This is a genomic window from Megamonas sp. Calf98-2, from assembly GCF_900110235.1.
In the GTDB taxonomy this organism is placed as follows: Bacteria; Bacillota; Negativicutes; order Selenomonadales; family Selenomonadaceae; genus Megamonas; species Megamonas funiformis.
On sequence record NZ_FOCY01000001.1, the window covers coordinates 56,934 to 74,967 of the forward strand.

Genomic DNA, 18,034 nt, shown 5'->3' on the forward strand with positions numbered 1-18,034 from the left:
TTTATAAATTTATTGAGGTGAAAAATATGGAATTAAAATCATCAGCATTTAAAGCATATGATATTCGTGGAAAATTCCCAGAAGAAGTTAATGAAGAATTAGCTTATAGAATTGGTCGTGTATTTCCAACATTATTTAATGCTAAAAGAGTTGCAGTAGGTCATGACATCAGACTTTCTGGTCCAGATATTCAAAAAGCTTTAGAACTCGGTCTTACTGAAATGGGTTGTGAAGTTGTAGATATCGGTCAGTGTGGTACTGAAATGATTTATTTTGCAACAGCTCATCTTGGTTTAGATGGTGGTATCATGATTACTGCTAGTCATAATCCAAAAGAATACAATGGTTTAAAATTAGTTCGTAAAGAAGCTCGTCCTATCAGTGGCGATACTGGTCTTAAAGATATTGAAGCTAAAGTTATGGCTGGTGAACTTGGTACACCAGCAGAAGTACCTGCAAAAGTTATCGAAGTTGATATTATGAAAGATTATATCGACCATTTATTAACTTATGTAGATATGAGTGCTTTAAAACCATTAAAAATTGTTGTAAACTCTGGTAATGGTGCAGCTGGCCCAGCTATTGATGAACTCGAAAAACGCTTACCATTTAACTTTATAAAAGTAAATAACAATCCAGATGGTACATTCCCTAATGGCGTACCAAATCCATTATTAATGGAAAACCGCGAAGCTACTGCAAAAGTTGTTCGTGAAGAAAAAGCAGATTTAGGTGTTGCTTTTGATGGTGACTTTGACCGTTGCTTTATTTTTGATGAAAATGGCGACATGATTGAAGGTTACTATATCGTTGGTTTCTTAGCAAAAGCATTTTTAAATAAAAATCCTGGTGCTAAAATTATCTATGACCCACGCCTCACTTGGAATACAATTGAACTTGTTGAAGAAGCTGGCGGTGTACCTGTTATGTGTAAGAGCGGTCATGCATTTATTAAAGATTGCATGCGTAAAGAAGATGCTGTTTATGGCGGCGAAATGTCTGCACATAACTATTTCAAAGATTTCTCTTTCTGCGATAGCGGTATGATTACATGGCTTTTAGTTGCTGAATTATTATGTCAGGCTGAAGGTAAAATGTCTGAAATGCTCAAAGAACGCATGGAACGTTATCCAATCAGCGGTGAAATCAACAGCACAGTAGCAGATGCAAAAGCTGTTATGGCTGCAATTGAAGAAAAATATGGTTCTACTGGCGAAGTTTGCAAAATGGACGGTTTCAGTGTAGATTATCCTGAATGGAGATTCAATGTTCGTATTTCCAACACTGAACCAGTTGTTCGTCTTAATGTAGAAACTCGTGGCGATAAAAAACTTCTTGAAGAAAAAACAGCAGAAGTTTTAGCAGTTATTCGTGGCTAATAAATATATAAAGTATATTTGATATTTATAAGTGCATAATTAATCGTCAATAAAAACTAAATATGATATAATAGGACTATTCAAATATATTTTTTTTGATATTTTGGATAGTTCTATTTTATGATAGGCTATATGTTTTAGTTAAGGGGGAAATAAAAACATGAGTATCAAATTGAAATCTGGCTTTACTTTTGACTATGATAACTTATTTGGCGAAGGTAAAGTAACTAAAGCTGATATTGAAGCTTTTGGTGAAAAATTAAAAGAAGCTCATAAAGCAATGAATGTAATGCGTGAAACTGGCGTAATCAAAGGTCATTTATCTAAAGATGGTGAACCTGAAAAAGTATTATTCAGCCAGTGCCCATATATTCAAGAAGGACCTTTGAATTCTCCTGAATCTATGAAACGTCTTCAAGATTTACGTGAATCTGTAAGAAATCGTGTAGATGCAGTTGTTTCTTTAGGTATCGGTGGCTCTTATCTTGGTAACAAAGTGTTATTCGATATTCAATGTGGTGAATTCTGGAATAGCAAATCCACTGAAGAAAGAAATGGTTATCCAAAATTCTATTTCAGCGGTAACAATATTGACCCACGTCGTACAAAAGATTTAATTGATAATCTTGAAGATTGTGCAGAAATTACAAAAACTCATTACAAACGCAACTATAAAGTAATGCTCATCGTAATTTCTAAATCTGGTGGAACACTCGACACTATGTCTAACTTCATGGTAGTTTATGATGCATTGAAGAAAAATCCACAGATTGAAGTAGAAGTTGTAGCAGTAACTGATCCTAACCTTGAAAAACCAACATTATTAAAACAGATGGCTATTGACCATAACTGGCCACAATTCTCTGTACCAGACGGAGTTGGCGGACGTTTCACTGTATTTACAGATGTAGGTCTTACAACAGCTGCTTGCATTGGCTTTGATATTGATGAATTCTTACGCGGTGCAAGAGATATGGACGAAGCTTGTAAATCTGACAATGTTTGGGAAAACCCAGCAATGTTAAATGCTGCTTTAAAATACATCGCTTCTGAAAAATATGGTCGTCATATTGAAGTTATGATGCCATATGGCGATTATCTTGAATCCTTATCCATGTGGTACATTCAGTTATTAGCTGAATCCTTAGGAAAACAGTTCGATAAAGAAGGCAATGAAGTATGCTATGGTCGTACTCCAGTTGTTGCTCTTGGTACACGTGATATGCACTCTCAGACTCAACAACATCAAGAAGGTATGCTTGATAAAGTTGTTCAGTTCATTCGTGTAGAAAAATGGGAAAATGATTTAGTAATTCCTAACGTATTCCCAGAAGTTAAAAAACTTGCTGATATCTCTGGCGTAACAATGGGTGATGCTTTAGAAGTTGCTCGTCAGTCCAATGCTGATGCTCTTGCTTCTAACAAACGTTTCAATGCATTATTCAGCTTACCTGAAATGAATGCTTATCATTTAGGTGAACTCTTATACATGCTTGCTATGTCCGTTGCTTACGAAGGTGAATTTGCAAATGTTGACGCATTTGACCAACCAGGTGTAGAAGCTTACAAACGCATAATGGGACCTAAACTTCAAGAATTAAAAGCTAAACAATAATTTTTAATTTTTGCAGTTGATTTTAGAAAGAGGATACATTTGTATCCTCTTTTTGTCATTTTTAAAGAGGTTTATTATGGTGAAATATAAAGAATTTATACGAGAAAAACTTCAAAAATTGAATAATTTACCAAAGAAATGGCAACAGATAATAATATGTGTATTAGTAATAATAGTAGCTATTATTTATTGTTTTAGTGGTGAAGAAAAAACAAAAATAGCTGTAAGTGAAAAAGTAGAAAATAAAAATACGATTATTTCAGCAAATGGTGAAGATGAGGAAAAAAATAGTAAGATGATTTATAATATGGATAAAGATATATCGACAATAAAAAATCCTTTTTCATTTGAACATGAAGAAAAATCAGATAGTAAAATAATGACAACTGAAGAAAAACAAAAAGATAAAGTAAATACAAATAATGAAAATATAGAAATAAAAACACAGCAACAGCAGATATCAACGATAAATAAAAATGAAAAGAAGGTAAAAAAATCAATAGAAAATGAGCAAAATGTATATAAATTAAAAGCTATTTTGGATTTTAATCAAGAGAAAGTAGCTTTATTTAGCATAAATGACAAAATATATAGAGTGCGACAAGGTGATATGGTAAATGATATAAAAATTTTAGCGATTGGACAAAATAATTTAATTTTGCAAGAAAGTACAGGAAAAGAAATAAAATGCCCTTTAACTTAAAGCTAAAGAGTTTAGTGTAATAGCTTAGGAGTTAATGATGAAAAACTTAATTAAAAAATATTTGATACTATTAATAGTAATTTTAGGGATAATTTGTAGCAATATAATATCTGCAAGTGCTAATGAATTAGAAGCAGTAGATGTAGATATTAGAAATTTACTTACAAGTATAGCTTTAGCAAATAATTTAAATATAGTAATAAGTGATGAAGTACAAGGAAATGTATCTGTAAAATTGAGTAATATAAATGCTCAAGATATGATAAAGATTATTGTGGCAAATAATAATTATACGTATCAATTTAAAGATAATGTCATTTATATAAGCAAGGGAGATAAAGATATAAATTTATATACAGTGCAGATAAATTATTTAGAATTAAATAAAATAGCACAAACTATAAATTTGATGTTAACAGGCAATTTGACTGATAAAATAGATGATAAAGATAAAAAAACAGCTATAAATAATAAAGTGATGATTGATGAAAGCGAAAATACAATAAGTTTTTATGGAACTTTGAAACAATATGAACAGATAAAAAATTTTTTACAAGAACAAGACAAACCGCAAAAACAAGTTTCATTAGAAGCAAAAGTAACGGCTATTCAAAAAGATGCTGCTAAAGATTTAGGTGTGAGCTGGGAATGGTCTAAACTTCCCCAATCACCAGAGCATGAAATAACTTATGATACAGTAAAGCATACAGTAATAAATGAAGATGGTTCAAAAGAAGAAATAACAGATTATTTACCTGTAGATGAAGTAACACGTAAATGGAATGATGATGAAAATATTCCTGGGGTAATTCGTTTTGGCAAAGGTGTAGACGGCTATCCTTATGAATTTTATTATGCTGCTAAGATTGATGCTTTGATAAGTGATGGTAAAGCTAATATTTTAGCACGTCCAAATATCACTACAATACAAGGAAAAGAAGCTGTTATAAATATAGGCAGTGAAGTTCCTGTGCCTACTGTATCAACAACAAATTCAACAACTACAACTTCGATAAAATATCGTGAAGCTGGTATTATTTTAAAATGTACACCAAGAGTAAATGAAGATGGCATAATCACAGTAAAAGTACATACAGAGGTAAGTTCACCAATGTATGTAGAAGATATGAAAGCATATCGTTTCCAAAAGCGTTCAGCAGATACCATAGTTCGCCTAAAAGATGGTCAAACTATGGTAATTGGCGGTTTGATTGGTAGTGATGAAGCAAAACAAATGAGTAAAATTCCTTTTTTAGGAGATATTCCAATATTAGGCAATTTATTTAAACATATACAAAAGAGTAAAAGTGATACAGAAGTTATGATTTTTTTGACAGCACATGAAGTAGATGATTGAATGAAAATTTTTTATGAATAGAGGATAGATAAGAAAGTAAAGCGAGTTTATAGCTTTTATGATATAATATTTGCTTAGTAATAGCTTATATTTGATAAAATTTTTATAAGTATTGGAGATGAATATATGCTTAATTTAGAAAAATCTTCTCAAGCTTTTGCGCAGGCTAAAGAAGTTATGCCAGGTGGGGTAAATAGCCCTGTACGCTCTTTTGCTAGAGTGAAATGTGATCCACCTTTTATAGCTAAGGCTAGTGGCAGTAAAATTTATGATATTGATGGTAATGAATATATTGATTATGTAGGTTCTTGGGGTCCAATGATAGTTGGTCATGCTCATCCAAATGTAGTGAAAGCAATTCAAGAAGCAACAACTCGTGGTACAAGTTACGGCGCCCCTACATTATTAGAAACACAACTTGCTAAAAAAGTAATAGAATTAATGCCTTCTATTGAAAAAATTCGCATGGTAAATTCAGGTACAGAAGCTACAATGAGCGCTCTTCGTGTAGCTCGTGGTTATACTGGTCGTGATAAAATTGTAAAATTCATCGGCTGTTATCATGGTCATGCTGATAGCTTACTTGTAAAAGCTGGTTCTGGTGCAGCTACTTTTGGTCAACCAGATAGCCCAGGTGTAACAAAAGGAACAGCTAAAGATACAATTACAGTTCCATATAATGATATCGAAGCTTTTGTTAATTTGATGAATGAACAAGGCGATGAAATTGCAGCTGTAATCGTTGAACCAGTTGCAGGTAATATGGGTCTTGTACTTCCAAAACAAGGCTTTTTATCTACACTTCGCAAAGAAACAGAAAAACATGGCACTGTACTCATTTTTGATGAAGTAATGTGTGGCTTTAGAGTAGCGTTAAATGGTGCTCAAGCAGCTTATGGAATTAGACCTGATTTGACTTGCTTAGGTAAAATTATAGGTGGCGGTCTTCCTGTAGCAGCTTATGGTGGTAAACGTGAAATCATGGATTGTGTATCACCAAAAGGCCCAGTTTATCAGGCTGGTACATTGAGTGGAAATCCACTTGCTATGACTGCTGGTATTGCTACACTTGATATAATTTCTGCTGACCCAGCATGGGGCAAAGCTGATTATACACGTGAATTATCTATTAAAACAAAACATGTTTTACAAGGTTTTGCCAAAGCAGCTAAAGATGCAGGTGTAAAAGTACAACTTCATCAAGCAGGTTCAATGTTTGGTGTATTTTTCAATGAAAATGATGTATATGACTATGCTACATCTGAAAGCTCTGATCAAGAAGCTTTTGGCGTATGGTTCATGTCTATGCTTGAGCAAGGAATATATCTTGCTCCATCTCAATTTGAAACATTGTTCATGTCTGGCGCTCATAGTGATGATGATATTGTAAAAACTATTGATGCTGCAGAAGTTGCAATGAAAAAAGTAGCAGAATTTCTTAATAATAAATAATAAAAAACTAAAAAATATATAGCAAAATCTAAAATCCTTAGTATAATAAAACAGTATACTAAGGATTTTTTGATTTTTATAAGAGGACGTTATAATTGATTTTAATAGATAAATTTAAATTAAATTTGAAAAAAATATATAATGATTTTAAAAATATAATATTAAACCCTGCAAAAATAATAGATTTATGTTGGCAAAAAATATTTAAAGTCATAGAACAAGAATTTTTCTTTATTAGTTTAATGATGATATTCAATTTTATGCCATATTTATACTTGTTTTGTTTATATAATCAATATGAAAATGCCATAGGCGGTTTATTTAAGCCTTTTAGCGTGATTATTTTCATGGGATTAATTATAAATTTTCTACATGGTAAATTGAAAAAATGCTTGAAATATTTTATTTTAAGTATAAGTATGATTTTATCTTTGATGGAATTATTTATAATTAGTAAATATTATACTTTTACTACAGCAGGGATAATAAGTGTAATCATTGGTACAAATCTTCATGAAACGATAGAATTTATCACTATGTATTTTTCCTGGAGCTATTTGATTTTTATATTTGTTTTAGCTTTAATCATTTATTTATTAAATTATATAAGTAGAAAAGTAAAATTAAATAATAAATTAGTTATTTTATTTTTACCTTATTTTTGTTTATATAGTTTATTTTATGTAATCATACCTGGGAAAAATCTCACAGAATGTTTGTCTTTTACAAGGCTTATAGCACCTGTAGAGCAAGCCGTAGAAGATGCGATAGCCTTTCGTGAAATTTACACAAATATGCAAAATAATGTGCAGATAGTGGATAAGGGCAGAGATATACCAAATATTGTATTTATTTTAGGTGAGTCAACATCAAAAGGTCATATGAGTTTATATGGTTATCCATTAGAAACAACGCCAAAGATGGATAAGAAGGCTAAAAATAATGAACTTTATGTTTTTAAAGATGTAATCAGTCCCCATGCTTATACTATCGGTTCACTTCGCGAAGTATTTACTTTTCACAATTATGAAGCCACAAATAAATGGTACGAATGTAATAATTTATTTGATATCATGAAAAAAGCAGGTTATAAAACATATTGGCTTTCTAATCAAGAGACTTCAGGTCAATGGGCAAATGTGGCACTGGCTTATGCTAATCGTTGTGATTATAAGAAATTTACAGGAATTAGACAATCATATGAAAAATCTTATCGTGCTGATGGTGAATTATTGCCTTTATTATATGAAGCCATGAATAATAATAGTGATAAGAATTTTTATGTATTGCATTTAATGGGTTGTCATGGTGAATATGAAAATAGATATACACTAGATTTTGCTAAGTTTTCTGATGTAGATGAAACAAAGGGAATAATAAAAACGCAGGAAGCAAAAATGAAAAGAGCACAGTATGATAATGCTATTTTATATAATGATACGATTGTAACTCAAGTTATGGAAGCTTTTAAGGATAAAGAAGCTATAGTTATCTATATGCCAGACCATGGTGAGGAAGTTTATGATTTGAAAAATTTCAATGGTCATAGTGATGATAATCCTACTAAATCTATGTTAGAAATACCATTTGTTATTTATACTACAGAGAAATTTAAGCAGAAATATCCTCTAGTAGATGCACAGATTAGAGCTTCTGTAGATAAAAAATATATGACAGATGATTTAATTCATACTATTTTAGATATTACAGGGATAAAAACACCAGAATTTCAGGAAACGCGAAGTATTATAAATCCATATTATAATCAAGAGCGAAAGCGAATTTTTTTAGATAAAGATTATGATAATTGGCAATGATTTTGAGGCGATTATGTATATAAGAAATTATCAAAAGAATGATTTAAAGAGTATTATTTTTTTATTTAGAGAAACTGTGCATAGTGTAAACAGTAAAGATTATACACAAGAACAGGTAAAAATATGGGCACCTGAAAATATTGATGAAAAAAGTTGGCATTTGAGTTTATTAAGCCATTACACATTGGTGGCTATAGATAAAAAAAAGATAGTGGGCTTTGTTGATTTAGATGAAAATTATGTAGATAGATTATATGTAGCAAAAGATTATCAGCGACAAAAAATAGCGACTAGATTAATGGATAAAATAGAAAATTATGCTAAAAAACAAGGTCAAATATCTTTGTATAGTCATGTATCTATAACTGCTAAAAAATTTTTTCTAGATAGAGGTTATATCGTAAATAAAGAGCAATATGTTGAAAAACAAAATATTTTATTTAAAAACTATATAATGGAGAAATTTTTATAAAAATAAAACGCTTATATTACTAATTATTTGTAGTAATATAAGCGTTTTTTTAACGTTTAAAGAAATGAAAGATAAGCCAAGCTACGACTCCGACGCCAAGTAAGGTTAAAAGTGCAGGTAGTGCGACAAAAAAGAAAAAGCCAATGATAGCAATACCGCCGATAGCCATTAAACCTCGAGTGAGCCAGCTAGAAGAGGATTTTCCTCCAAGATTAATATAACGGACTTTTATGCCACTAGAACGTGGTGAACGATAATATCTATTATTATAAGATTGTTGATATTGTTGCTGATTTTCTTGAGTTGTTTCTTTGCGATAATTATTTTCGTCTTCGATTGTAATACCATCAAAATTATTGATTTCTCGATTACTCATAGTTTGCACATCGTGGATATGATAGCAATTCGGACAGATACCATGTTCATCTAATTCGTGATTACATTTTGTGCAACGCATAATTTTTCTCCTTATATTGTTAAAACTAAAATACATTCATATTTTAAGTATATTAGTCAAAAAGTCAATTGTCAAGGATTTGTCAAAAACTGGAAAATATTTTATTTATCTTTGTTAAATTTAAAATCTATTTGTAAAAAATTTTACATTTTCTTCACATTGTAAGAGAATTATAAATTAATTCTGTCATATTTATTTTAAATTTTACAGAAAAGTCATTGTAACTTTACATTGAGTGAGTATACTAAGTACAACAAATTAATTGCAAGGTATTTTTAGGAGGATTAAGGTATTATGAATTGGAAAAAATTAGCATCTCTTGGCGTTGTCGCAATGATGTCTCTTAGTATTTTAGGTTGTGGTAGTGATACTGCTTCTAATGATAAAGCTGCATCTTCTAGCAGTCTTTCTGGTAGTATTACAGGATCAGGTTCTTCTGCGTTATTACCTTTAGCTAAAGACGCTGCTGATAAATTTAAAGAATTACATCCAGAAGTTTCTATCACATTAAATGGTGGCGGATCTGGTACAGGTCTTAAACAAGTTGCTGATGGTTCTGTAGATATCGGTAACTCTGATGTAGCTGCTGATACAAAACTTGATAAAGCTGTAGCTGATGGTTTGGTTGACCATAAAGTTTGCGTTGTAACAATGGCTCCAGTAGTAAATAAAGATATTGCAGCAACTGTAAAATCTTTAACAAAACAACAATTAACAGATATTTTCACTGCTAAAATCACAAACTGGAAAGAAGTTGGCGGTCCTGATGAAGAAATCGTATTAATCACTCGTCCTTCTACATCTGGTACTCGTGCATTATTTAAAGAATTTGCTTTAGGTGGAGCCGAAGAAGCTTCTAATAAATCCTTAGAAACAGATGACTCTGGTACTTTACTTCAGAGCATTAAAGATAACAAAGGTGCAATTGGTTATGTAGCATTATCTTATCTTGTAAACAATCAAGATGTTGCAACTGTTTCTGTTGATGGTGTAGCTCCTACTTTAGAAAACACATACAATGGTACTTATCCTGTATGGGGTTATGAACATATGTATACTAAAGGCGAACCTAATGCTACTGTAAAAGCATATTTAGATTTCATTATGTCTGATGAATATGGTAAATCCATGGAAGCTCAAGGTTACGGTGTAACTAGCAAAATGCAAGTTCAGAGATAATTAGAATAGAAAATTGGGCGAATGAATTTTCGCCCATTTTTTTTGCCAAAATAAATGCTAATTTTTATCAAAGGAGTGTCAAAATGGAATCATCACATACAGCTGTATATCGTCAAAATAATATTTGGCGAGGGATTATCACAGCTTGCGGTTTATTAATGATAATTATAACCTTAGCCATTGGGGCATTTTTATGCTACAAAGGTGTAGGCACATTCACTACATATGGTCATAGCGTGGGTGAATTTTTATTTTCTTCACAATGGGCACCAGCCGATAATGCTCAAGGTGGCGGTAAAGTCGGTGCAGCAATATTCATTTTTGGTTCAATTATCACTTGTGCTTTAGCACTTTTGATTTCAACACCATTTAGTATTGCAAGTGCGATTTTCATGACAGAAATTTCTCCAGGGATTGGTAGAAAAATTCTTCAACCAGCTGTAGAAATTTTCGTAGGTATTCCTTCTGTTGTATATGGTTGGATTGGTCTTACAATTTTAGTTCCATTTATCAAAGATTTATTTGATTTAAAATTTGGTTTTTCTGTATTATCAGCAGGTATTGTTTTAGCAGTAATGATTTATCCAACAATTACTAGTTTATCTGCTGATGCGATTAGAAGTATTCCAAAATCTTTTCGTCAAGCATCTTATGGTTTAGGTGCTACTCGTTGGCAGACAATCAGTCAAGTTGTAATACCAGCATCTAAATCTGGTTTGATGACTGCTATTGTTTTAGGTCTTGCTCGTGCATTCGGTGAAGCTTTGGCAGTAGCAATGGTTATCGGTAAGATGAAAGCTTTTCCAGAAAGTCTTTTATCCCCAACTACAAACTTAACAGCAGCTATTGCTTCTGATATGGGTGGGGCGATGGAAGGCAGTGAATACAATATAGCTTTATGGTCTATGGCTTTATTGTTATTCATCATTTCCTTAGTATTTATCTTCATTATTCATTATATTTCAGCTAAAGGAGGCCATAAGGCATGACTGTAATTCAAAGAGCCAAATTTATGGATAAATTTATGACTGGCCTCTTTTATGTTGTCGCAGGTTTTTTCTTATTATTATTGTTGGCTTTTACTTTATATGTAATTATTAAAGGCTTTGCAAACTTTACTCCGAATATGTTTTCCTTTACTAGAAATGGTATAGGTAATCTGTTTTTTAACACTATTTATTTAGTATTTTTATCTTTGCTTGTGAGTGTGCCTCTTGGGATTGCAGCTGGTATTTATATGGCTGAATATGCAAAACCAGGAAAGACTACAAAATTTTTAAGAATTTGTATTGAAACATTATCCTCATTGCCATCTATCGTTGTAGGTTTATTTGGTTATTTAGTATTTATTGTAATGACAGGTTCTCAATGGAATTTATTTGCAGGTGCTTTAGCTGTATCTATTTTGAGCTTACCTTTGATTACAACAGTAACAGAAGATGCTTTCCGCTCATTACCTTCTGGATATAAAAAAGGTAGTATGGGTATGGGTGCTACACTTTGGCAGACTATTCGTTATGTAATGCTTCCTGCTTGTATGCCTCGCATTATGACAGGTGTAATCTTAGCTGCTGGTCGTGGCTTTGGTGAAGCTGCTGCACTTTTATATACTGCTGGTATGAGTACAGATATCGTTTGGTCAAATTGGAATATTTTTTCCCCAACATGTCCGCTCAATCCATTTAGACCAGGGGAAACTTTAGCGCTTAATATCTGGGCATCAAGAACAGAAGCTTTAGCTCCTAATGCTGCAGATATTGCAAATTTATCCTCAGCAATTTTGATGATAATGGTATTTTCATTTAGTATAGGTGCTCGTTTTTTAAGTAGTTATCTTGATAAGAAAAATGGAGGAAAATAAACGTGGCTAATAACGCTGATATAAAATTTAATGTTGATAATTTGGAATTATTCTATGGTAATTTTAAAGCCTTAAAAGGCATTGATATGGAAATCAAGAAAAATGAAATTACTGCTCTTATTGGACCATCTGGTTGTGGTAAATCTACATTCTTAAAAACTTTAAATCGCATGAATGATTTAGAAGATGGTGTAAAAGTAACAGGCAGAATTCATTTAGATGGTGTAGATATCTATAAAGAAATGGATTCTATTACACTTCGTCATCGTGTAGGTATGGTATTCCAACAGCCAAATCCATTTCCAAAAAGCATTTATGATAATGTAGCTTATGGACCAAGAATTCATGGTATTCGCAAAAAAAGCCAATTAGATGAAATCGTGGAAAGAAGTCTTCGTCAAGCTGCTATTTGGGACGAATTAAAAGACCGCTTAAATAAATCTGCTCTTGGTTTATCTGGTGGTCAACAACAACGTTTATGTATTGCAAGAACTTTAGCAGTTCAGCCAGATGTTATCTTGATGGACGAACCTACTTCTGCTCTTGACCCAATTTCCACAATGAAGATTGAAGACTTAGCACTTGAATTGAAAAAGGATTATACAATTGTAATCGTTACACATAATATGCAACAAGCAAGCCGTATATCCGATAAAACAGCATTCTTCTTATTAGGTGAGTTAATCGAATACGGAGAAACTACAGAGTTATTTGCAAATCCTAAAAATCCAAAAACAGAAGAATATATTACTGGTAGATTTGGTTGATTTGTATAGTGCGTTTATTTAAAGGAGATAAAAATGGCTAATAGAATAAAATATATAAATGAATTAGATTGTTTAATTAGAGATGTAGAATTAGTAGGAGCACAACTTCAAGAAACTTTAGATGAAGTTATAAACAATTTAGTAGAAAAAAATGAGATTTTAGCAAAAAAAATCATAAAAAATGATGTATGGTTTAATAAAGCTGAACATGATATCAATGAAAAATGCTTGCGTTTAGTATTGACTCAAGCACCTGTAGCTACAGACTGGCGTGAAATTGCTTCCATCATGAAAATGATTGGTGATATTGAACGTATGGCTGACCATTGTGCAGATATCTCTAAATACACTATGAGCTTAGCAAAAGAAGAAACTGTAACATTGCCAGATTATTTTGGTGATATGGTAAATGTTATGCGTGAAATGGTTTTTGATAGCGTAAAATGTTTCAGAGATTCTGATGTTGATTTAGCTAAAAAAATTATTGAAACAGATAATGTAGTAGATAATTACTTTAAAAGATTTCGTGAAGATATAGCTGGATTGATTAAAGAAAATCCACAAAATGTAGAGGCATATCTCAATTATTTGATGATTGGTAAATATGTAGAACGTATAGCCGACCATTCTACAAATGTAGCTGAATGGATTATCTATATTGTTAAAAATGAATTAAAATAAAAAGTAAAACTCATAATAGATAGTTATATTAGAAATATTTTCGTACAAAAACTATTTATTATGAGTTTTTTATTGTCTTTTAAAATATATATGATTAAACTTAAATATGAGGTGATAAAAATGAAACTGAAATATTTAAGTTTATTATTGAGTTCAATTTGTATTATGCAATTTATGACAGTACCTTCTTTGGCAAATGCACAAGCTATGGAAATAAAATCTAATTTAGCAATTGATCTGGAAGATATAAAAGATACAGCAGAGTATAAAGGTTATCTTTGGCGCATAGATGCAAAAGATGAGGATAATTTGCCTAGAAATTTTCGTACATCAAAGGATAAATTCAAAAAAGCAAGTGATAAATATGGAATTGATGTTAATTATGTGCCTACAAGAGAAGGTTTAGATGAATTACAAGCTTCAGGTAGTGCGCAATTTTCGTTAAATCAATTTTCGGCTTTAACTAAAGCTTTGCAGGAAAATGGTGCTAAAGATATTTATATAGTGGATTTAAGACAGGAAAATCATGGGTTTTTTAATAATGATGCTGTTAGCTGGTATGGTAAACGAGATTGGGCAAATATAGGGAAATCAAGAAAAGAAATTATTCGTCAGGAAATGAATTTATTGAAAGCTAATCTCAATAAAAATACAAAAAGAGCTACTTTAAATGATGATAAAAATGCTGATGAAGTAGATACTTCCTTGATAAAAACAGTAACAACTGAAAAAAATCTAGTGAAGAAAAGTAATTTACATTATGTGAGAATAGCAGCAACTGACCATGTTTGGCCAAGTCCTGAAAATATAGATGAATTTATCAAACTATATAAATCTTTGCCTAAAGATGCATGGCTACATTTTCATTGTGAAGCTGGTAAAGGAAGAACAACAACATTTTTAGCAATGTATGATATGATGAAAAATCCACAGGTGCCATTAAAAGATATATTATATCGTCAATTATTATTAGGTGGAAATTATGTGGCATATACAGAAGATATTTCTGCTAGCAGTAATTGGAAGGCGCCTTATTATAATCAAAAAGCAAAAATGATAGAAGTTTTCTATCAATATGTACAGGAAAATCATCAGAATAATTTCCAAGTTTTATGGTCAGATTGGCTTAAAAATCATAGTTTATAAATAGGCTAATATTTAATTTAGATATATATTTATAAAAACTTTTAATTGATAAAAATAGATAATAAATTCCTATAATATGCTTTAAAATAAGAAAAATATCATGAGAGTTGATAAGTGTAGTATTTTATATTTTAGAATTAAAACCTATTAAATTAATATGTAAATACTATCTATTAATAATTTTTTATTGTGATATAATGTTGATGTTAAAAAGATTTAAGCTTGTAGGAAAGAAGGCGATAAAATGAGTACAGAATATGTATATAAGTCCACAAAAAAAATAGAAGAAATTTTAAATGCGATTACCCATGGAGTGGGAACGCTACTAGCAGTTATTGGTTTGGTTGCAATGTTGTATTATGGCTATGATAAAGGAATTTTGCATTTAACAAGTATCATAGTATATGGTGTTTCCATGATATTATTATATTTAGCTTCGACACTGTATCATAGTTTTAGTTTTTGCAGTCAAAAAGTGCAATCTGTGTTTAAATGTATAGACCATTCGGCAATATATTTACTCATTGCAGGCAATTATACGCCATTTGCTTTGATAGCTCTATATGGTACTTTGGGCTGGGCTGTATTTGGCGTAGTTTGGGGATTGGCTTTAGCGGGAATAGTATTTCAAATTTTCTTTTATAATCGTTTCCGCGTCATTGGTACTATTTGTTATTTAGTCATGGGTTGGCTTGCTGTCACCATCGTAAATCCGCTACTTGATACTTTGTCTGTAGAAGCTATTTGGTGGCTTGTAGCTGGTGGTGTTTTATATAGTATTGGTGCGATTTTTTATTTAATCCGCAAGATACCATATAATCATGTTATTTGGCATGTTTTTGTGATTTTAGGCAGTGCAGCTCATTTTATTACAATTTATTGTTATGTATTGCCACTTAGTATAGATTAATTATTTTGATAAAATAAAGGCTCAATTATCTAAAATAATGATAGATAGTTGAGCTTTTTCTTATTTTCTGTTTTAATTAGAAATAAGAGGATTGACGAGAAAAAGAGCTAATTATATAAAGAGAAAATATATAGTTTAGGATATAAATTTTATAAAAGGAGAGTGTTTTTGATGAATAAAGATTTGATGAAGGTAATAAAATCGGAAGAGGAAATAGAGCAAGAAGTAGAATCTTTATGTCGCTGGGCTGCTGCTAGAGCTGGCGTAATTGTCGTAGCACCTGTACTTGGTCAAATTGCTCTAGCTGCTAATGAAATCTATTTGATAAAACGCATAGCAAATGTATATGATAAAAATTTCGATGAAACGGCTAGCTGTGCTTTTGTAGGAGCTTTAGGCGGTACATTTGTAGGTCAAAGTTTAGCGACTTTGATACCATTTCCACCATTACAAATTCCAATCGGTATGGCTGTAACTTATGCTGTAGGTAAGGCTGCTAATGCATGGATAAAAGATGACATGCCAGATATTAGCGAATATGCTGATAAATATAAAAATATTTTTAATAAGGCAAAAGAAGATGTAAAAAATATCATACCTAGTTTAAAAAATAATCCTGATAAAGATAAACCATTGGGAGATGAAGATAAAAAAATTAAATTTTAATATTAAGGAGGAGAAATAATGCGAAGTGCATTTGATATTATTGGGCCAATAATGATAGGGCCATCAAGTTCACATACAGCAGGTGCTGTGAGATTGGGATTGATGGCTAGAGCTATCTTAGGTGAAGAAGTAAAAATTATAAATATAAAATTATATGGTTCATTTGCGCAAACATATAAAGGTCATGGTACAGATAGAGCTTTGATTGCAGGTATAATGGGTTTTAAACCAGATGATGAAAGAATACGTAATTCTTTAGAAATAGCCAAAGAGAAAAATATTGAATTTAATTTTTCTAAAGTGGATTTAGAAGATGCACATCCTAATACAGCTATTATAGAATTGATAGGTGTAACAGATAGAAAAATAGAAGTTACAGGTGCGTCCATTGGCGGAGGCAATATAATTATTTCTGCTGTTAATAATTATGAAGTACAATTAAGTGGGAAATATCCATCAATAATTATCGTACATCAAGATATGCCAGGTGTAGTAAATGGTGTTACTGCAGCTTTAGCACGCTATAATATAAATATTGCCTATATGAAAGTTTCTCGAAGCGAAAGAGGAGCAGAAGCTTTGATGAATATTGAAGTTGATGATACAATTTCTGATGAGGCAGTAAAAGCTTGCAGTAGAGTTATTGGTGTAAAAAAAGTATTGCGAATTGATGCTATTTAATGAGGTGATTTTGTGATAAATTTTTCTTGCATACAAGATTTGATAGATATAGCAAATGCTCAAGAGCGAACTATTGATGATATCGTTGTAGAATATGAAGCAACACATAGTTTTAAATCTGTGATTTATATTAAAGAAAATATGCAAACTATTTGGCAAGTAATGAAAGAGTCAGCAGAAAAAAGTATAAATAATACGCAAAAATCTGTCAGTGGCATGGTCGGCGGAGATGCTCAAAAATTATTCACATTTAAAGATAGTTTTGCTGGCGATTTTGTCAAAGAAGCAGCTTCTTATGCAGTAGCTGTAGCAGAAACAAATGCTGCTATGGGGAAAATAGCTGCTTGCCCAACAGCTGGTTCTTGTGGTATTGTTCCAGGGGCTTTGATTGCTGCTCAAAATCATTATAATTATGATGATGAGCAGATTTGTAATGCATTATTTACAGCGACAGGTATCGGCATGGTGATTGAAAATAATGCCATGATTGCAGGCGCTCAAGGTGGTTGTCAGGCTGAATGTGGTTCAGCAGCTGGTATGGCAGCAGGAGCGTTAGTTCATCTTGCAGGTGGCTCTCCAGAACAGATTGGCAATGCAGTAGCCTTAGCGATTAAAAATTTATTAGGTTTAGCTTGCGACCCTGTGGCAGGGCTTGTAGAAGTTCCTTGTGTAAAACGCAATGGATTTGCAACGACAGTAGCGATTTTGGCAGCAGATATGTCCCTTGCTGGTATAAAATCAGTGATACCAGTAGATGAAGTAATTGATGCTATGTATCGCATTGGCAAATCTATGCCAAAAAGTATACGCGAAACAGCTACTGGCGGTTTAGCTACTACACCTACAGGTATAGCTTTAAAAGAAAAAATCTATAGCAAATAATGATTGATA

General features: G+C 31.8%; 18 protein-coding genes. 17 read left to right on the top strand and 1 reads right to left on the bottom strand.

The genetic code is table 11. From position 1 onward, the window contains the following. Positions 1 to 26: 26 nt before the first annotated feature. The 7 genes from BMX03_RS00265 (at position 27) to BMX03_RS00295 (ending at position 8,795) form a co-directional block, all read left to right on the top strand. Entirely contained in the window at positions 27 to 1,379 is a 1,353-nt protein-coding gene (locus tag BMX03_RS00265) for a phosphohexomutase domain-containing protein (protein WP_022228107.1), read from the top strand. Positions 1,380 to 1,539: 160 nt separating this feature from the next. Then, positions 1,540 to 2,994, top strand: a complete 1,455-nt coding sequence (locus BMX03_RS00270) for a glucose-6-phosphate isomerase (protein WP_008539696.1) — start codon at positions 1,540 to 1,542, stop codon at positions 2,992 to 2,994. Positions 2,995 to 3,070: 76 nt separating this feature from the next. Continuing rightward, complete coding sequence (locus tag BMX03_RS00275) at positions 3,071 to 3,697, top strand: hypothetical protein (protein WP_091693137.1); 627 nt, start codon at positions 3,071 to 3,073, stop codon at positions 3,695 to 3,697. Between the two features lie 37 nt (positions 3,698 to 3,734). Continuing rightward, entirely contained in the window at positions 3,735 to 5,054 is a 1,320-nt protein-coding gene (locus BMX03_RS00280; RefSeq protein WP_091693140.1) for a type II secretion system protein GspD, read from the top strand. A 126-nt stretch (positions 5,055 to 5,180) separates the two neighbouring features. Continuing rightward, on the top strand, positions 5,181 to 6,506 hold the full coding sequence (hemL, locus tag BMX03_RS00285; protein WP_008539699.1) for a glutamate-1-semialdehyde 2,1-aminomutase: 1,326 nt from the start codon (positions 5,181 to 5,183) through the stop codon (positions 6,504 to 6,506). A gap of 95 nt (positions 6,507 to 6,601) precedes the next feature. After that, positions 6,602 to 8,323 carry a phosphoethanolamine transferase gene (locus BMX03_RS00290; protein ID WP_091693143.1) on the top strand — a complete coding sequence of 574 codons (1,722 nt, stop codon included), beginning with the start codon at positions 6,602 to 6,604 and terminating at the stop codon, positions 8,321 to 8,323. Then, on the top strand, positions 8,307 to 8,795 hold the full coding sequence (locus tag BMX03_RS00295; RefSeq protein WP_255361379.1) for a GNAT family N-acetyltransferase: 489 nt from the start codon (positions 8,307 to 8,309) through the stop codon (positions 8,793 to 8,795). Before BMX03_RS00290 ends, BMX03_RS00295 begins: the two co-directional genes overlap by 17 nt. A gap of 49 nt (positions 8,796 to 8,844) precedes the next feature. Here BMX03_RS00295 and BMX03_RS00300 read toward each other — a convergent pair whose 3' ends face one another. Next, positions 8,845 to 9,252 (bottom strand): hypothetical protein, encoded by a 408-nt coding sequence (locus BMX03_RS00300; RefSeq protein WP_008539702.1) that lies wholly within the window; start codon positions 9,250 to 9,252, stop codon positions 8,845 to 8,847. A 294-nt stretch (positions 9,253 to 9,546) separates the two neighbouring features. On the opposite strand from BMX03_RS00300, the gene BMX03_RS00305 reads away from it, so the two are divergent. From BMX03_RS00305 to sdaAA, 10 genes are all read left to right on the top strand, one after another. Then, positions 9,547 to 10,431 carry a phosphate ABC transporter substrate-binding protein gene (locus tag BMX03_RS00305; protein WP_008539703.1) on the top strand — a complete coding sequence of 295 codons (885 nt, stop codon included), beginning with the start codon at positions 9,547 to 9,549 and terminating at the stop codon, positions 10,429 to 10,431. An 83-nt stretch (positions 10,432 to 10,514) separates the two neighbouring features. Continuing rightward, positions 10,515 to 11,420: a phosphate ABC transporter permease subunit PstC gene (gene pstC / locus BMX03_RS00310; protein WP_075554797.1), complete on the top strand. Its 906-nt coding sequence runs from the start codon at positions 10,515 to 10,517 to the stop codon at positions 11,418 to 11,420. Then, positions 11,417 to 12,292, top strand: coding sequence for a phosphate ABC transporter permease PstA (gene pstA, locus BMX03_RS00315; protein ID WP_091693147.1), 876 nt, complete (start codon positions 11,417 to 11,419; stop codon positions 12,290 to 12,292). The genes pstC and pstA overlap by 4 nt, the downstream gene beginning before the upstream one ends. A 2-nt stretch (positions 12,293 to 12,294) precedes the next feature. Continuing rightward, on the top strand, positions 12,295 to 13,059 hold the full coding sequence (gene pstB / locus BMX03_RS00320) for a phosphate ABC transporter ATP-binding protein PstB (RefSeq protein ID WP_008539709.1): 765 nt from the start codon (positions 12,295 to 12,297) through the stop codon (positions 13,057 to 13,059). Positions 13,060 to 13,092: 33 nt separating this feature from the next. Continuing rightward, positions 13,093 to 13,740, top strand: coding sequence for a phosphate signaling complex protein PhoU (gene phoU, locus BMX03_RS00325; protein WP_018998760.1), 648 nt, complete (start codon positions 13,093 to 13,095; stop codon positions 13,738 to 13,740). Positions 13,741 to 13,860: 120 nt separating this feature from the next. Then, positions 13,861 to 14,886, top strand: a complete 1,026-nt coding sequence (locus BMX03_RS00330; RefSeq protein ID WP_022228100.1) for a phosphatase domain-containing putative toxin — start codon at positions 13,861 to 13,863, stop codon at positions 14,884 to 14,886. A 244-nt stretch (positions 14,887 to 15,130) separates the two neighbouring features. Further along, entirely contained in the window at positions 15,131 to 15,796 is a 666-nt protein-coding gene (locus BMX03_RS00335) for a PAQR family membrane homeostasis protein TrhA (RefSeq protein ID WP_008539712.1), read from the top strand. A gap of 171 nt (positions 15,797 to 15,967) precedes the next feature. After that, the gene (locus BMX03_RS00340; protein ID WP_091693150.1) at positions 15,968 to 16,462 is read left to right on the top strand and encodes a hypothetical protein; all 495 of its coding nucleotides are present in this window, start codon (positions 15,968 to 15,970) and stop codon (positions 16,460 to 16,462) included. 18 nt (positions 16,463 to 16,480) lie between these two features. Continuing rightward, positions 16,481 to 17,143 (top strand): L-serine ammonia-lyase, iron-sulfur-dependent subunit beta, encoded by a 663-nt coding sequence (gene sdaAB, locus BMX03_RS00345; protein ID WP_008539714.1) that lies wholly within the window; start codon positions 16,481 to 16,483, stop codon positions 17,141 to 17,143. A gap of 12 nt (positions 17,144 to 17,155) precedes the next feature. After that, a complete protein-coding gene (gene sdaAA, locus BMX03_RS00350) occupies positions 17,156 to 18,025 on the top strand; it encodes an L-serine ammonia-lyase, iron-sulfur-dependent, subunit alpha (RefSeq protein ID WP_008539715.1) in 870 nt (289 codons plus the stop codon). The last annotated feature ends 9 nt before the right edge of the window (positions 18,026 to 18,034 follow it).

Excerpts from the sequence above, each read along its gene's own strand:
- BMX03_RS00305 (WP_008539703.1), top strand. The coding sequence starts at position 9,547 with ATGAATTGGAAAAAATTAGCATCTCTTGGCGTTGTCGCAATGATGTCT.
- pstC (WP_075554797.1), top strand. The coding sequence starts at position 10,515 with ATGGAATCATCACATACAGCTGTATATCGTCAAAATAATATTTGGCGA.
- BMX03_RS00330 (WP_022228100.1), top strand. The coding sequence starts at position 13,861 with ATGAAACTGAAATATTTAAGTTTATTATTGAGTTCAATTTGTATTATG.
- phoU (WP_018998760.1), top strand. The coding sequence starts at position 13,093 with ATGGCTAATAGAATAAAATATATAAATGAATTAGATTGTTTAATTAGA.
- BMX03_RS00300 (WP_008539702.1), bottom strand. The coding sequence starts at position 9,252 with ATGCGTTGCACAAAATGTAATCACGAATTAGATGAACATGGTATCTGT.
- BMX03_RS00280 (WP_091693140.1), top strand. The coding sequence starts at position 3,735 with ATGAAAAACTTAATTAAAAAATATTTGATACTATTAATAGTAATTTTA.
- pstA (WP_091693147.1), top strand. The coding sequence starts at position 11,417 with ATGACTGTAATTCAAAGAGCCAAATTTATGGATAAATTTATGACTGGC.
- BMX03_RS00295 (WP_255361379.1), top strand. The coding sequence starts at position 8,307 with ATGATAATTGGCAATGATTTTGAGGCGATTATGTATATAAGAAATTAT.
- BMX03_RS00265 (WP_022228107.1), top strand. The coding sequence starts at position 27 with ATGGAATTAAAATCATCAGCATTTAAAGCATATGATATTCGTGGAAAA.
- BMX03_RS00270 (WP_008539696.1), top strand. The coding sequence starts at position 1,540 with ATGAGTATCAAATTGAAATCTGGCTTTACTTTTGACTATGATAACTTA.
- BMX03_RS00335 (WP_008539712.1), top strand. The coding sequence starts at position 15,131 with ATGAGTACAGAATATGTATATAAGTCCACAAAAAAAATAGAAGAAATT.
- BMX03_RS00275 (WP_091693137.1), top strand. The coding sequence starts at position 3,071 with ATGGTGAAATATAAAGAATTTATACGAGAAAAACTTCAAAAATTGAAT.
- sdaAB (WP_008539714.1), top strand. The coding sequence starts at position 16,481 with ATGCGAAGTGCATTTGATATTATTGGGCCAATAATGATAGGGCCATCA.
- BMX03_RS00340 (WP_091693150.1), top strand. The coding sequence starts at position 15,968 with ATGAATAAAGATTTGATGAAGGTAATAAAATCGGAAGAGGAAATAGAG.
- hemL (WP_008539699.1), top strand. The coding sequence starts at position 5,181 with ATGCTTAATTTAGAAAAATCTTCTCAAGCTTTTGCGCAGGCTAAAGAA.